This is a genomic window from Virgibacillus ainsalahensis (genome assembly GCF_055380755.1).
Genome location: NZ_AP043943.1, coordinates 3,717,400 through 3,732,303, shown reverse-complemented (window position 1 = coordinate 3,732,303; position 14,904 = coordinate 3,717,400). Strand labels below are relative to the sequence as shown.

The following is a 14,904-nucleotide window of genomic DNA, read 5'->3' as shown; positions in this document are numbered from 1 at the left end:
ATCTTAAAAGTGCATAACTATTACGTGATTTAATAAGTTGCAGTGCGCTATCCAGCGGAGGAAATACACGGATAACTCCTGCTTAGAAAGCGAAGACGCCTGAGACCCCACAGCGAGCGTTCTTTGCGAGCGAGGAGGCTCAGCGCGAGCCCTAAGGTGCGCGTAGTGTATTTCCGTAGCGGGCACAAGTATCAACCTGCTTTTCAAGTTACATCGTCTTTTATCATTTTTACGTCAACCAGTATTTTTGATGGGACGAGTAATCGCAGTCCCAAGTCTTTTAGCAAACAGCCTAGTTGAAACACCCGCATTCTCACACAAAAGAATGCGGATGTTGGCGACCCTCTCAAAAGCCGAGCAATTTTCTGAAATAGCTGGAATAGGTTTGACTGACCGGAATTTGGGAGCCATCATTCATAGCCAAAACAAAGGTAGAATGTGTATCCGGGTGAATATCAGTGATATGGCTGACATTTACAATAAACGAACGATGGCAGCGAATAAATAACTCACGCGGAAGGATATACTCAAATTCCTGCAGTGCATTTTTATGAGTACCGGAGAATCCATTGGCAACCACATGGGTTTTGCGGTCTTTTACTTCCAAATATTTCACATCATCAAAGGGAATCGGCCGCCAACCATCATGTGTCTTTACTGTCACTACGGATTTCCCTTCCGTAAAAGCAGGATAAATGCCCAGCACGCATCCTTCCAGCTTTTCTTCATAATGAAAAGGAACAGCCATCCCATGATACGGCACGCCAAATACATTCCGGTTAATAAATTCAGATACCTTTAGTTCGGATATTAGTGCTTTATGTGCTATCGTTCCTTCTTTTATCGGATCCCCTGGACTGATCTTCAAATCAATCCGCTTACTCGGGCGGTAATAGATATATTCCTTTGTATTCGCAACAGCAATAGATATTTCATCAGAGAATAGTTCTCCCATCACGTCCAATAGAGATGTGATTGATAGTTTTTCCATACCGGCCCTCCTTTTATTACAAATTTTTCTAGACCCATTATACATAATTAAGGCGATCTCCGTCACTGTTTAGAACAGCAAGTGACAAATATTAACATCCCTTATATTTAATGTGGGATTAGCTACATGTTTTGTTTTTATCCAGGAGAAGCTTATAATTAAAGTAACCACTTTACATACAGACGGAAGGATTGTTCATCATGGGTATAACGATCGGTTCATTGATATTTTTGTTGGCACTCATGCTGATTGTCGGCGTATTCGCAACAAAATTCTCTTCAAGACTTGGCCTGCCTGCGTTAGTTCTATTTCTGATTGGCGGGATGCTGGTCAATTACTATTTTTCCTTTGATAATGCTGAATTCGCTCAGTTAATTGGAATTATGGCTTTAATTATTATATTGTTCGATGGCGGTACACAAACAAAATGGAAAAATATTCGTCCTGTTATTGGCGCTGCCGGCACATTGGCAACACTGGGTGTACTTATCACTTCTGCTATCACCGGCTTTGCAGCAATGTATATCCTGAACTTTTCTCTGTTGGAAGGTATGCTGCTTGGGGCAATTGTTGGCTCTACGGATGCTGCTGCCGTATTCTCAGTATTGGGGAATAAAAACTTTGACAAGCGCCTAACCGCAACATTGGAAGCAGAGTCGGGTTCCAATGACCCAATGGCAGTGTTTTTAACTGTTGCATTGATTGAAATGATACAAATCCCGGATGCCTCCATTTGGTCCGCGATCGGTAGTTTTTTTCTCCAAATGGGACTTGGCCTCGTTCTCGGTTTAGCTCTTGGGAAAGTTACCATACTCGTTATTAATCACATAAAACTCGATACATCCAGCCTGTACCCAATTCTTGCTATGGGAGCCGCAGTTTTCACTTATGCTGTTACCGACTTTTTTGGTGGAAGTGGGTTACTTGCAGTTTATGTAATGGCAGTCTTTGTTGGAAATAGTGACTTAACCTACCGTTTCACCATTTTACGCTTTAATGAAGGATTTGCCTGGATGATGCAAATTGTTATGTTTACACTGCTTGGGATGCTTGTATTTCCAAGTCACTTACTTGACGTTTTCTGGCAGGGTATCTTATTGGCGGTTATTTTAATGCTAATCGCAAGGCCAGTCGCTATTTTCATCAGTATGTTTTTCATGAAATACAATTGGAATGAGAAGCTGTTTGTTTCCTGGGCAGGTTTAAAGGGAGCAGTTCCAATTGTTTTGGCGACATATCCCATCGTAGCAGATGTAAAAAACAGTTTAATCATTTTTAATGCCGTCTTTTTCGTTGTATTGATTTCAGCTTTAATCCAGGGCAGCACCTTATCCTGGCTTGCCACGAAGCTTGGATTAGCTGCGGGGGACGAGCTGGAACCGACTACCAGCCTGGAATTAATCAATCTGGGAGCAACCGATTCAGAAATTATGAAAATGACCGTTACAAAGGAAACCCCGGCTGTTGGAAACACCTTAATTGATATCGATCTGCCAAGTGACACGTTGATTATCGGAATTACCCGAAATAAAAAGCTACTTACACCGACCGGTAATTCTGTCATCAAGCATGGAGACACGCTATATGTTCTTAGCGATAAAGAAAGCCGGGAGAAAGCAAAAAGAGTGCTGCTTGGTCACCCTGCCAAAAAAGAACCATAGGAAAAAGGAACGGAGAACAAAACAGAACAGATTAAGTTACTGTTTTGCTTTGTTCTTCATAAATTCCAGCACTTCCCTGTCGATTTTCCCTTCCCTCAGTTCACGCCCTTCAAAGTTTTCGATATGGATAAAGGATGCTAACCCCTTGTATAGTACTGTATCTTCTACATTCGTTGCCTTAATAAATTCCAAGCGGTATAAATGATATGCAATTTCTTCTCTTATGCTTCCTTCAATGTCTAAAATATTTCCAGGCTTGATTGGTCCAAAATGAAGTCGCTGAAGCCGATGGATGCGGATGAGTTCTTTTATCGGGTCTGGATGGTCATCCACACGCAAATCAATGAATCGATCATTCGCCATCAGGTAACCTCCCTTTTCCTTTACAACATTAAGAGCAGCAGCCTGTCTGCCACGGCTATCTCCACCTGCTTTCTGTCCTGCATCAAGTGCCTGAAGTAATCGTTCGGACAACGTACCAGTTGCCTGTTCAAATGTTTCAGCCATCGCTGTTACGGTTTCCTCACTTACCAATATATTTCCCTGAGCAGCATAGTGCTCTCCAGTTTTTCCACCGGCCCATTCCTTGCACCTTCCCCCGGTAAAGGTCGCCGTCTTTCCGTTTGCATCGACAATTCCAACTTGCCTGTCCTCTCGACCTTTATCATTTTGAATGAGGATATCCATTGTTTCCTGTGCAGATTTCCCCTGTTCAAGCAACTCCAGTCCATCTGGTCCATAAGCAGGATTTGCAAGAGACTGTGTTGCAATAGCTCCAACCCCTGCTTTTGCCCATGGAACGACAGCCCCCACCCCAATGAATTTTGATTGTACGGCAATACCAAGTTCCTTTGTCTCCGGATCAAAACCTACAATGGAAAAAGTCATTGCTTACCTCTCCTTTTATGTATGAAAAATCAGCCATCAGTATCGTCATTTTACCATATTACATAGCTGATAGATGCCTCCTTTCATCCACTCCGGACGATTGTAATTATAAGCAGAGGGTGTGCTAATAGAAAAATGAATGGATCAACATTAAAACAGTAGAAATGGAGGAAATAGCAAATGAAACTTTATTTAGACCCTGGCCATGGTGGATCCGACCCGGGTGCTGCAGGTAATGGGATGAAAGAAAAAGAAGTTGTATTAGATATCGCCCAACGTATTCGCAGGATATTAACAGGCGAATACAAAAACATCAGCATAAAAATGAGCCGGACAGGTGACCGAACAAAAACATTAAGACAGCGTACAAATGAGGCAAATTCCTGGGGTGCGGATTATTACCTCTCCATTCACTGCAATGCTTTTAACAGAGCAGCACATGGATATGAGGATTTCATACATGACAGCTTAACCAGCAGTTCCCGGACAGCACATTATCAGGATATAATGCATGCCGAAATTTCAAAAGTAGCCGATTTAGCCAACCGCGGCCAAAAAAAGGCGAATTTCCATGTGTTGCGGGAAACTGTCATGCCGGCACTATTAACAGAAAATGGATTTATTGATAACCGGAATGATGCAGCCTTTATGAAGGATAATGCATGGCGGGAAAAAGTAGCTCAGGGTCATGTAAACGGATTGGCCAGGGCATTTAACCTCCGCCGTAAACAAGGAAACACTGAAACAACTTACAAAGTGATTGCCGGTTCTTTTAAAACAAAAGAAAATGCGAACACCCGCATCACTTTACTACGTAATAAAGGCATTGAATCATTCATGATTGCAGATACAATTTCAGGTTCCCGTTGGTATCGTGTACAAGCAGGTGCCTTCACCTTCCGAAAAAATGCAGAAAACCAATTGAGCAAAGTCAAAAAAGCAGGCATCCAAGACGCGTTCATCGCTTAGTATCAGAATTATCACAGGTAACGGGAGAATTAACCTTTTCAAACATAATATACAAAGGAGAATGAGCAATGGAAGAAAATAAACGCCCTTTTACATTTGAGGAGATTATGGAACAGAATGAGCGGCGCATTCATTTTCATATTAACCGCCTGCATATTCGTGATGATAATCAGGAGTTTTACCGGGAAGGGTTATTTGCATTGTGGAATGCCTATGAATCCTATCAGCCGGATAAAGGACCTATGGCAACGTACTTTAACTATATTATCCGGAACCGGCTGATTGATTTGATCCGAAAAGAAAACAGAACAAATGAAATCAAGGATCAATTCATACAGGAAAATAAAGTGGAATACACCGATGGCAATCATATCAGGGGAACAGAAGGTACAACACCCATTCCCGGCCAAACAGACATACTTTTAGAAGATACAGCGCTATGGCAGCAATTAAAAACCGCCCTTACACAAAATCAGTGGAAATGGGTATATTATCACATCATTGACGGTATACCTTTAAAAGAAATTGCCATTCAGGAAAATACAACAATGGAAGCCGTGAAAAGCTGGGGTAAACAAGTGAGAAAGAAATTAAGGGACGAGAAATTCCGTGAAAGGATAAACTGGGCTCCCCCTGTAAACATGTAGCGTGGTCTTTTTTCAAGGCCACGTTTTTTTGAATGTAAGAAACCAATATAGCGGCTAAGAGCATGCCACCATCTTCTATAATGAACCAGCTAATCTAACCAGAAGACTGTTCTCTAAAAGACCTGGGACTGCGATTACTCGTCCCACCAAAAAGATCTGGGACTGCGATTACTCGTCCCACCAAAAAGATCTGGGACTGCGATTACTCACCACCCCGAAAGAAATTATTTCTTTTAACACAAAAGATATAAAAGACGACGTAACTGCTGGGTTGATTTCCGCAGCGGGTACACCGACCTCATTTCAAGTTATATCGTCTTTTATATCAACTACAACGCAACAGGCAATAACATTTAGCTAATGAGCCAACCAAAAAAATATAATCTTGGTTGATGGTGGAAATGTATAGATCTAAAGCTTCGTGCGAAAATTATAAGGAAAGGAGAGATTTAGGATGAATCATTTCAAGTTATTCGCCGTAAAATTCATTGCCTCCCTAATCCTGTTGTATTTGATATTAGGACTCGGATTTGGCATGGAATTTGTCAATGTTTTTTGGGTCACTCTAACATTAAGCGTCCTTGCCTATTTAGGAGATCTGTTTATTTTACCGAGAATTAGTAATGTATTCGCAACGATTTCTGATTTTGTACTAGCATTTGTCGTCATTTATTTTATGAGCTATGGTGTAACTGCCGGCGGAGATTGGTTTGCGGCTTCATTAATCGCAGCAGCCGGTAATACTGTATGCGAATATTTTTATCACATCTATATCATGGCCAATAGGGAAGGACAACGCAATTGGGATCCTACAAAAAGAATGCTAAATGTGGAAACAGAGGCTGCTGAGGAAACACATCCTTTTGATTCAGATCAACGAAAGAAATAGGGAGGAGTCCGAACGGAAGATACAGGTAAAGTTTTGTGTGGGCGCAGTACCATTGGGGATAAGCGCAAGACTTTTTGGCGCGAGCGCAGAACCCACGCCCGTGAACGCAGAACATTCGCTATTGAGCGCAAGACTCCGGGTGTGAGCGAAGAACCTACGACTGCGAACGCAGGATCTTCCGTTAGAAGCGCAGTACTGGGGCAGGTAAAATTCACCCATACACCTGCTACATCCACCACATCACAAACCATGGTGCAATAATTGAAACAACCACTGCACTTACAACCATGGCGATGGTGCTGACAGACCCTTCCAATGGATCCCGTTCCATTGCGACTGCTGTACCAATCGCGTGACTCGCACCCCCGATACCTACACCAGTGCCGATATGATGCGCTACCCCAGTATATTTAAATGCAACTGAGCTAAGCATCGTTCCACCAATCCCTGCAATCATTACAAAGACAGCTGCCAAAGAATCGACGCCTCCAAGGGAATCAGCAACCCCCATGGCAACAGGAGTTGTTGTATTTTTGGGTATAAGGGAGTAAATAATTGTTTCGTCCACCCCCACCCATTTTGCTAGGATCAAACCGGTGGATACACCGACAAAAGCTCCGACAACCGTTCCAGTAATAACCGGGAGCGCCAGCTTTTTCAAGGTCTTGTGTTGCTGGTAAAGCGGATAGGCCAGAGCCACTACCGCGGGGCCAAGCAAATGATTAATCCATTCTCCGCCAATCATATACGTCTCATAAGGAATATGGAAAATCAGCAAAAAAGTGATAATGATTGTTGTTGCGATAAAAACAGGAGCCATAAATGTATAACGCCATTTCCAATAAACCCGCAGTGCAAACAGATAAGCGAAAAGGGTGCCGATAATAGAAATAAATCCAATAAGCAAATTATTCATGGCTTCTTTCCCTCTTATGCATGAACATCTGGCTCACATGGCCGGCAGAAACCATCACCATCAGTGTACTGGAAAGTCCGATAATCACAAGAAGCAGTCCTTTTCCCGCAAACAAATCAAAATAATTCATTGCTCCGACCGTGGCAGGAATAAAAAACAAGGCCAAATGCTTAATCATAAACTGTGCACCCTTTTCAACCCAAGCCGTCTTGATAGTACCTGTCATCAATAAAATAAACAGAAGAATCAGCCCGATGACACTTCCCGGTATAAAAAGGTTAAAAATTTGCTGAATCCACGTCCCTACAGTATATAAACCATATAAAGCAGCGATATGGATGATTATTTTGAAAACATTTAACACATAAGATCACTCCAATTTTTCTCTTCATTCCATCTAGTATAGCAAAAATACGGGACCACGAGAAGATTTTGAAAGTTTGGAGGATAGAGACAAATTTCCCTATACTAATGTTACCCTAACTTCTTATACTGGTCGGAGCTTATCCCCACTCAAAAATAACCCGAGTGATGTGGCCACCCGGGTTACCATATGCTAATTATTTGTTTTGTCATTTCTTATTATTTCCAAACTTCCTCAGCAATATCAACAACATGGCGGATTTTATTCCATTGTTCTTCTTCCGTTAAGTTATTTCCTTCTTCCGTTGAAGCAAATCCGCATTGCGGGCTGAGAGAAAGCTGCTCATATGGTACATATTCTGCTGCTTCCTGGATTCGCTTTTTGATTGCTTCTTTATTTTCCAGCTCTGGAAACTTGGAAGTGATTAATCCAAGTACCACATGGATATCATCCCTGTTTACATATCGAAGCGGTTCAAAACCGCCAGAACGTTCATCATCAAATTCAAGGAAAAGCCCATCGACAGCAAGCCCCCCAAAAATCGTTTCCGATGCAGCGTCATAAGATCCTGAGCTGAAATAATGGGACCGGTAATTGCCTCGGCAAATATGCATCGTGATCAGCATATCGTCCGGACGATCAGCTATTGATTCATTGATGACTTGTTTACAGATTTCACGCAACTTGGCAGGTTCAAAACCCCTTTCTCTTAATGATGCTTCCCCTTCTTCTGATAAAAAAGAAGCCCAGGACGTATCATCAAGCTGCAGGTAGCGGCAGCCCGCATCGTAAAATGCCTGGATTGCTTTTTTATAGGCATTGATAACATCCGGCACAAGAGCGTTAATGTTTTCATAAAGCTCTGGATCTACTCCTGCACGAACCAATAGCATATTCGGACTTGGAATTGTCTGTTTAGCAACATGATTCTCTCCCACAATACTATGTAGAAATTTATAATCGTCGAGAAATGGATGCTCCTCACTGAAGTCGACCTTGCCGGAAACCCGGATGGAATGTTTCTTTGTTTCAATCCCATCAAACTTCAGCCCTGTATCTGGGTCAAAGCCTTCTACACCTACAAGATTCTCTAAAAAGTCAAAATGCCACCAGGCACGTCGAAACTCTCCATCCGTAATTGACTTAAGTCCTGCTTCCTTTTGCTTTTCCACAAGATTACGAATTTCTTCATCCTCGATTTGACGCAGCTGTTCTGCGGTAATTTCCGCCTTTCCTCTTTGTTCCCTCGCCCGCTTAATCCGTTCCGGTCTCAGGAAGCTTCCAACATGATCCCCTTTAAATGGCGCTTTATGATTTACTTTTGTTGTCATATTACCTCTCCTTTAAAGTTTTTAGAAATTAGAAAGAACCCCTTCCAATAAGAAGAGGCTCTGTTAATAACTGTGTCGTCTTCTTATCTTTCAAGTTTCATCAACTTGCTAGAAGTAGCACCTTGTTTAAAACAGGTTGCTGAGGCGTCAACGGGCTAGTCCCTCATCCTCTCTTGATAAGTTTTCTATTTAATTATCGCAAATTACTATAATTAATATATTAACAGCTTTCGTGAAAAACAGCAAAACATTTCGACAATTTTCTCTAAAACAACTCGCCAGCAAATAAATCCTTCACTTCACTTTTCCGACTCCCAAAGCCAAATGCTCCCAAAGAATATTTTCCACGAACTCTCCTTGTTCTTCCTTACAGTCAACAATTAAAATGGTCTCCGGATGGCAGCCAGAAATGAAACGAGAGTAACGCAAATTAAGCTGCGTCACTCTCGTTATGACTATATTAATCCCATTGATATGGAGTTTGCTGGTAGACATAGTAATTCAGCCAATTTGAAAAAAGCAGATGTGTATGAGAACGCCATGTGTTTCGTGGCTGTTCATTTACATCATCATTAGGAAAATAGTTTTCCGGTAAATCGACGTCCAGTCCTTTATCAAGATCACGTGCATATTCCTCCGCAAGCGTTGTGGCATCATACTCTAGATGACCGGTAACCATAATATGTTTTGCATCCTCAGATAGGATAATAAATGCCTCATCATCTTCGGTGGAAGAAAGCAGGAATAAGCGTGGATCCTGTCTGACTTCTTCTATGGGAACTTCGGTGTATCTAGAATGCGGTGCCCGGAAAACTTCATCAAAACCACGTACAAGATTTATCGTTGGATCCGCTATATGATGCTTATAAACACCGGTTAATTTTTTCGACAGCTCATTTTTACCAATTCCGTAATGATAATATAATGCAGCCTGGGCGCCCCAACAAATGTTCAAAACGGAAGTCACATTCTGTTTCGTCCATTCCATGATTTCCGTCAGTTCCTCCCAATAGTCCACGTTCTCAAATTGCAGGTGCTCAATCGGGGCACCGGTAACAATCATTCCATCGAAACGGCGTTCTTTAACTTCCTCAAAGGTCGTATAAAACGTATCCAGGTGAGAGGTGCTGGTATTTTTGGATTCATGTGTCTCCATTCTCAAGAAAGAAATATTCACCTGTAATGGTGTATTTCCCAATAACCGCAGAAGTTGTAATTCCGTTCGTTCTTTTTCCGGCATCAGATTTAGAATAAGTATATTTAGTGGGCGAATGTCCTGGGATTTTGCCCGGTCCTCGTCCATCACAAAGATTTTCTCCTGTTTTAATCGCTGGGTTGCAGGCAAAGTTTTCGGTACATTTATCGGCAACTGATATCTCTCCCTCTACAATCATATAATAATGTATTCTATTATAGAGTTAATAAAATATTTGCGCAATTGGTATGGACAAATTATTTCGAATGGACATTACCCTGTCTTTCTTCCCACATCCATTTCGCCACCGATAAAAGATCCCCAAAATTCATATCCGCTTCCTTCTTGTTTTCCATTCGCTCACCAACAAGTACTGTCCGCACACCAGCTTCCTTCCCTGCTTGAATGTCCGGTAGGCGGTCACCAACCATATAGCTTTCCGCCAAATCAATAGCATACTTTTGGGCAAGATCCAGTATCATTTGTGGTTTCGGTTTGCGACAGGAACATCCCGCCTTTGGCTTGTGGGGGCAGTATGCGATATCATCGATACTTGCACCAAAAGTCCTCAGATCGTCTTCCATCCTTTTATGTACCGCCTGCAATCCAGTTTCCTGCATAAATCCAAGGCCAATTCCTCCCTGATTCGTTACAACAAACACTTTAAATCCCATATCATTAAAGATTTTCACCGCTTCTCCAACACCTTCCAGCAAATAAAAATCCTTTGGTTTGTTCACAAATTTCACACGGCTGCTGAGCACTTCATTAATTACACCATCACGATCGAGAAACATCCCTTTCTCCATACCATCACCTTTTCTTCACTATTATATAAATGGCACTGTCCAAAAGGGGGAAGACCCTCCTGAGACAGCACCATGTTTCATTTAAAATTTCAATTCCTTAGGATCCTCACCTTTTTTGTTCATCAACCGGACCTGAACCGGCTCAATCTCCAATACGACCAGGTTCGGATCATCAGGTCCATCGAAATAAATCTTCAGTTCTTCATTCCATACCTCTTTTTTCATCGCTTCGGAATCATTCAAGGAAACCTCTCCCTGATATTCCACATATTCATCACCAAAACCTTCACCTTCATATCCTAGCAGAATATGGGTGAATGGATTTGCTTCGATTTCTTCCGTTTTATCTGTATCCTTGCTGGTTGGGGTGTATAGTTTCATATCTTTATGAAAAAAAGTCATATACCTTGAATGAGGTTTATTATTCTTTACCGTTGCCATCGGGCCGACATGACTATTTTCAAGAATATTTTCAACAGCTGATTTAATTTCACTTTGACTCAATACTATTCACTCCTTTTGACTATAAGTAGTTATAGTATTCCTTCCATGAACAGAAATAAACATTAGAACCCTCACTAGAAGCATATAAGAAATGAAGCAAAAAACCCAAACCGCTATTAACAGTTAAGGTTTCTTACAACAGCTATCTTCCACAAGCCTCTCTGGTTTTTAAGGTTGGTTTGCCCCTAGAAAGGGTAGCAAGCAACTAGCTTTCTGCGTTATTTTCTAATTTAAGTTCAATTTTGTTGTATGCCTCCATATGTCCAGTCGTTTCAGCAAGATCCCATAATTTTTTTAACAGTATCTTCCTATCCAGATCAAAAATGAATTCCGTAGAGACGTGGTCCATTGTATTTTCGGCAAACTCCCAAATCGTCTTATGTCTGGAAGCTTTCACCGATTCAGCAAGATCTCCGAGGGATGAAATAATTTCTGTGATAATCGGATAATTTTTTTGGGCATAATGACGGATCATGCCGTAGCCCTGATAAAGATGAAATTCAAACGTATCCATCCCCAGAATTAACCGGACCTGACCATTTTCATCCGCCAGATATGGAGTAAACGTAATATTCCTGTCCATTGTCAGCATTAAATCAGTCAATTGATTGATACTGTTCGTAGCTGTTTTTGGATCATCATTCCCTATTGCCTTTATCGCCAATTCGGATAATTTGCCTAGTCCCAACCGGAGATCCTGAATTTCTGTTTCTTTATTCCCGATAGTGATCATGTTTTTATATTTTTCTTCATCAATACGGTGAGCGCCAGGGCCCCAGTATGAAAATAACTCATTGCCCTCCAGCGTAAAACTCCCGATACGGGTCTCCATCTCCAGCAGAATATTATCCCTTTTAGCCTCTTCCATTAAGTCGTAAAAATTAATCAATTGAACATACCCGGAAATTGGTGAACGGACCGTCCTGTTTTGATCGCGATAATTTTTTAGTAAATCTCCGGGTTCTTCTGTACGAAAATCCTCCAAATCCTGTTTCAAATAGCCGGTTATGATTTCCTGGGAAACCTGTTTCATATCGTCTGTTACATTATGCACCTGCATCCAGGCAGTAGCATGATTGATAAAATAAATAAACGTAACCGCTGTAACAAACGCCACAGCTGTCGTTGCAAAAGGTACCGCAACATAATAATCCACCGGCTGGCTGCTTATAAAAAGAAACATGATTAAAACATAAACAAAACTCCCATTAAAAATCCCCAAAATATGTTGAGTCTGTCTAGATTTCACAAAGTTTTGCAACATCCTCGGTGAAAACTGCCCACTGAACGTTGTAAGAACAACAAGCAAAGAGTTCAGTGTAAACGCACTCAAGGTTAAAATCCCGCCAATGAGCGAGCTAATTAACAATCGTGTCGTTTCAAACCCTGCCTGAAAATTATTATTTGTATATTTCGCCAACCCCATGCCGGCATCAAGCAATACGGTAAATACCACCAAGAAGAATGCGATGGCAACATACATAAGTGGTGTACGCCACAGGGTAAGCTGCAGTTCATGATGCCGCTGGCGTTTTGACATGAGAAAATATTTTCTCATGGATGATGGGAGTAACTTAAAGAACATGATCATTCTCCTTGCTTTCACATGTATATCTCTTATTGTTTTCAGAGATTCTTTCCCTGATCCCCCATATTTAAAACGCTATTTTGTTGGAACAGAACAAAAGCTCAAGTCGCGCCTTGGTCACCCTTAAGTAAGAACTCAACATGCGCGTCCTTTGCTCATGAGGGAGTTCTTACTTAATAGACCTCAGGCGGGGTAAGCGCTGGAGCTGGCCGAGGCATTTACTGACGAGGAAATGATATGCTGCCAAATATTTAAAAAATCTTATCTTTTTAGAAAACTTGGCGTTCGCTATAGGTTAGGCGAATTGCAAAAGCCCGCACTTATGCAGTAAGAAAGTTTTATATTTTCTTAACTGCCAAAAAAACTGCTATCCTTTCTAAATAGAAAGACAGCAGTAATACTAAAAACACTTATATGAAATTGTATTGTTCAAAATTGCTCAGCCGTTCACTGGATCCAGCTTTTCAAACCTGGCAACCAATGCAAAAATATATGCCGTGTTTTTTGAGACATAGGATGCTTCTTTCCTCACACCCGGTTCCCCGCTTTTCCAACGGTCATAGAAAACGTGAACCCTCTCGAATTCTTTGAAACTGATTTTCCGGTTCTTTGAGATACTGACACTTGGCTTTTTAAACGTTGCTGGTTTAATAATTAATGCATCATCAACTGGAACCACGGCAAACCACAATGGTTCCTGGTGGTTTCTGGGGACTGTGTGTATTTCGAATTCAAAGTTGCGCTTTTGTACTTTTTCCCACATCTCTAACGCGTTCATTGGCCACCCTCCAATCATTTATTGTATCTATAATAATACATATACCCCATGTCTTTCAATCAATTAAATGCTGGTGGGGGTGAAATTCCCCCTTCTTTATTATTTACATTGCCATACCATTCTTCATCATCCGTTTCGCTCTAATGAAAGCCAATCCATCCTCTATCTCTTCATTCGTCAGTTCCATATCATCCAAATACAAGGTGACATCTTCAAGGTCCTTTGCATTCTCCAACTTTATAGTAGGGGTTTCTCCATTTGACCCTTTTAAATAATCCACACTTACATCGAAATATGCTGCGATCCTTTTGACATGACTGATGACAGGTTCCTTCTTACCCAGCTCATAGCTCCATATAATACTTTTTGTAAAACTTAATTCATCAGCCAACTCTTCCGGTGACAATCCTTTTTCTTCTCGTAGTTTTTTTAATCTAGGTGCGATACTGCTCATTTGTTTCACTCCATTTTATGTTAAATTAGTTATTGTTTTTTCAAAATATTTTATTTATTCCTAGTGTAGCATATTTTTCTAAAAAGGTGTAGTACAATGGTCCCTCCTCTCTGAAGAAAGATTGCTTTCCTTCCTCACTCCTCACCAGTATGTATGCCTATTGGATTGTGAGGACCAGTATATCTTATGTAAGGGAGGGGGTTGTAACGGGCTATGATAATGATATCGTTCGGGAGTTAAGGGAGCATCGCATTTTTCTTGGAAATCATCGACCTCGCGACATGAAGCATCAACCTTTTCTCGATAATCATCGACCTCGCGACATGAAGCATCAACCTTTTCTCGATAATCATCGGCCTCGCAGCATGACACATCGCCCCTTTCTCGATAATCATCGAACTCAACTCATGGCACATCGCATTTTTCCCGATAATCATCGACCTCACGCAATGACGCATCAACCTTTTCTCAATAATCATCGACCTCACGACACGCCGCATCGCCTTTTTCCCGATAATCATCGACCTCACGACACGCCGCATCGCCTTTTTCCCGATAATCATCGACCTCACGACACGCCGCATCGCCTTTTTCCCGATAATCATCGACCTCACGACACGCCGCATCGCCTTTTTCTCGATAATCATCTACCTCACGTCAGGACACATCGCCTTTTTTTCGATAATCATCTACCTCACGTCAGGGCGCATCGCCTTTTTCCCGATAATCATCGACCTCACATCACGCCGCATCGCTCTTTTCTCGATAATCATCGACCTTACATCACGCCGCATCGCTCTTTTCTCGATAATCATCGACATCACGTCAGAGCGCATTGCCGGCCTGACTTACGACATCGTCCTCTCCACCTCCTCAACCAAAAACAGACCAGTTCACAAATAAGAACTGGTCTGTTTCAG

General features: G+C 41.6%; 17 protein-coding genes and 1 riboswitch. Of the genes, 4 read left to right on the top strand and 13 right to left on the bottom strand.

Annotation, left to right across the window (positions count from 1 at the left end):
• Positions 1-346: 346 nt before the first annotated feature.
• Positions 347-991, bottom strand: a complete 645-nt coding sequence (locus ACZ427_RS18530) for a LytTR family DNA-binding domain-containing protein (protein ID WP_461177350.1) — start codon at positions 989-991, stop codon at positions 347-349.
• Between the two features lie 200 nt (positions 992-1,191).
• On the opposite strand from ACZ427_RS18530, the gene ACZ427_RS18525 reads away from it, so the two are divergent.
• On the top strand, positions 1,192-2,652 hold the full coding sequence (locus ACZ427_RS18525) for a potassium/proton antiporter (RefSeq protein WP_461177351.1): 1,461 nt from the start codon (positions 1,192-1,194) through the stop codon (positions 2,650-2,652).
• A 36-nt stretch (positions 2,653-2,688) separates the two neighbouring features.
• Here ACZ427_RS18525 and ACZ427_RS18520 read toward each other — a convergent pair whose 3' ends face one another.
• The gene (locus tag ACZ427_RS18520) at positions 2,689-3,540 is read right to left on the bottom strand and encodes a DUF1028 domain-containing protein (protein ID WP_461177352.1); all 852 of its coding nucleotides are present in this window, start codon (positions 3,538-3,540) and stop codon (positions 2,689-2,691) included.
• A gap of 180 nt (positions 3,541-3,720) precedes the next feature.
• Between ACZ427_RS18520 and ACZ427_RS18515 the strand changes: the two genes are divergently transcribed.
• The 3 genes from ACZ427_RS18515 (at position 3,721) to ACZ427_RS18505 (ending at position 6,045) form a co-directional block, all read left to right on the top strand.
• Complete coding sequence (locus ACZ427_RS18515; protein WP_461177353.1) at positions 3,721-4,509, top strand: N-acetylmuramoyl-L-alanine amidase; 789 nt, start codon at positions 3,721-3,723, stop codon at positions 4,507-4,509.
• Positions 4,510-4,577: 68 nt separating this feature from the next.
• A complete protein-coding gene (locus ACZ427_RS18510; protein WP_461177354.1) occupies positions 4,578-5,156 on the top strand; it encodes a sigma-70 family RNA polymerase sigma factor in 579 nt (192 codons plus the stop codon).
• Positions 5,157-5,610: 454 nt separating this feature from the next.
• Positions 5,611-6,045 carry a DUF2512 family protein gene (locus ACZ427_RS18505; RefSeq protein WP_461177355.1) on the top strand — a complete coding sequence of 145 codons (435 nt, stop codon included), beginning with the start codon at positions 5,611-5,613 and terminating at the stop codon, positions 6,043-6,045.
• A 226-nt stretch (positions 6,046-6,271) separates the two neighbouring features.
• Here ACZ427_RS18505 and ACZ427_RS18500 read toward each other — a convergent pair whose 3' ends face one another.
• The 11 genes from ACZ427_RS18500 to ACZ427_RS18450 all read right to left on the bottom strand — a co-directional run bounded on the left by ACZ427_RS18500 (position 6,272) and on the right by ACZ427_RS18450 (position 14,820).
• Entirely contained in the window at positions 6,272-6,961 is a 690-nt protein-coding gene (locus ACZ427_RS18500; protein WP_461177356.1) for an LrgB family protein, read from the bottom strand.
• Positions 6,954-7,325 carry a CidA/LrgA family protein gene (locus ACZ427_RS18495; RefSeq protein WP_461177357.1) on the bottom strand — a complete coding sequence of 124 codons (372 nt, stop codon included), beginning with the start codon at positions 7,323-7,325 and terminating at the stop codon, positions 6,954-6,956. The genes ACZ427_RS18500 and ACZ427_RS18495 overlap by 8 nt, the downstream gene beginning before the upstream one ends.
• 218 nt (positions 7,326-7,543) lie before the next feature.
• A complete protein-coding gene (locus tag ACZ427_RS18490; RefSeq protein ID WP_461177358.1) occupies positions 7,544-8,656 on the bottom strand; it encodes a 5-methyltetrahydropteroyltriglutamate--homocysteine S-methyltransferase in 1,113 nt (370 codons plus the stop codon).
• 80 nt (positions 8,657-8,736) lie between these two features.
• Positions 8,737-8,839, bottom strand: a riboswitch (SAM riboswitch).
• Positions 8,840-9,116: 277 nt separating this feature from the next.
• A complete protein-coding gene (gene metA / locus ACZ427_RS18485; protein WP_461177360.1) occupies positions 9,117-10,025 on the bottom strand; it encodes a homoserine O-acetyltransferase MetA in 909 nt (302 codons plus the stop codon).
• 83 nt (positions 10,026-10,108) lie between these two features.
• A complete protein-coding gene (locus tag ACZ427_RS18480) occupies positions 10,109-10,660 on the bottom strand; it encodes a D-glycero-alpha-D-manno-heptose-1,7-bisphosphate 7-phosphatase (protein ID WP_461177361.1) in 552 nt (183 codons plus the stop codon).
• 81 nt (positions 10,661-10,741) lie between these two features.
• The gene (locus ACZ427_RS18475; RefSeq protein ID WP_461177362.1) at positions 10,742-11,164 is read right to left on the bottom strand and encodes a pyridoxamine 5'-phosphate oxidase family protein; all 423 of its coding nucleotides are present in this window, start codon (positions 11,162-11,164) and stop codon (positions 10,742-10,744) included.
• Positions 11,165-11,369: 205 nt separating this feature from the next.
• Positions 11,370-12,749, bottom strand: coding sequence for a DUF2254 domain-containing protein (locus ACZ427_RS18470; RefSeq protein WP_464883483.1), 1,380 nt, complete (start codon positions 12,747-12,749; stop codon positions 11,370-11,372).
• Positions 12,750-13,191: 442 nt separating this feature from the next.
• Positions 13,192-13,530, bottom strand: coding sequence for a hypothetical protein (locus ACZ427_RS18465; protein ID WP_461177364.1), 339 nt, complete (start codon positions 13,528-13,530; stop codon positions 13,192-13,194).
• Positions 13,531-13,633: 103 nt separating this feature from the next.
• Positions 13,634-13,984 (bottom strand): helix-turn-helix domain-containing protein, encoded by a 351-nt coding sequence (locus ACZ427_RS18460; protein ID WP_461177365.1) that lies wholly within the window; start codon positions 13,982-13,984, stop codon positions 13,634-13,636.
• A gap of 236 nt (positions 13,985-14,220) precedes the next feature.
• A complete protein-coding gene (locus tag ACZ427_RS18455; protein ID WP_461177366.1) occupies positions 14,221-14,631 on the bottom strand; it encodes a hypothetical protein in 411 nt (136 codons plus the stop codon).
• Positions 14,632-14,673: 42 nt separating this feature from the next.
• Entirely contained in the window at positions 14,674-14,820 is a 147-nt protein-coding gene (locus tag ACZ427_RS18450; RefSeq protein WP_461177367.1) for a hypothetical protein, read from the bottom strand.
• Positions 14,821-14,904 lie beyond the last annotated feature (84 nt).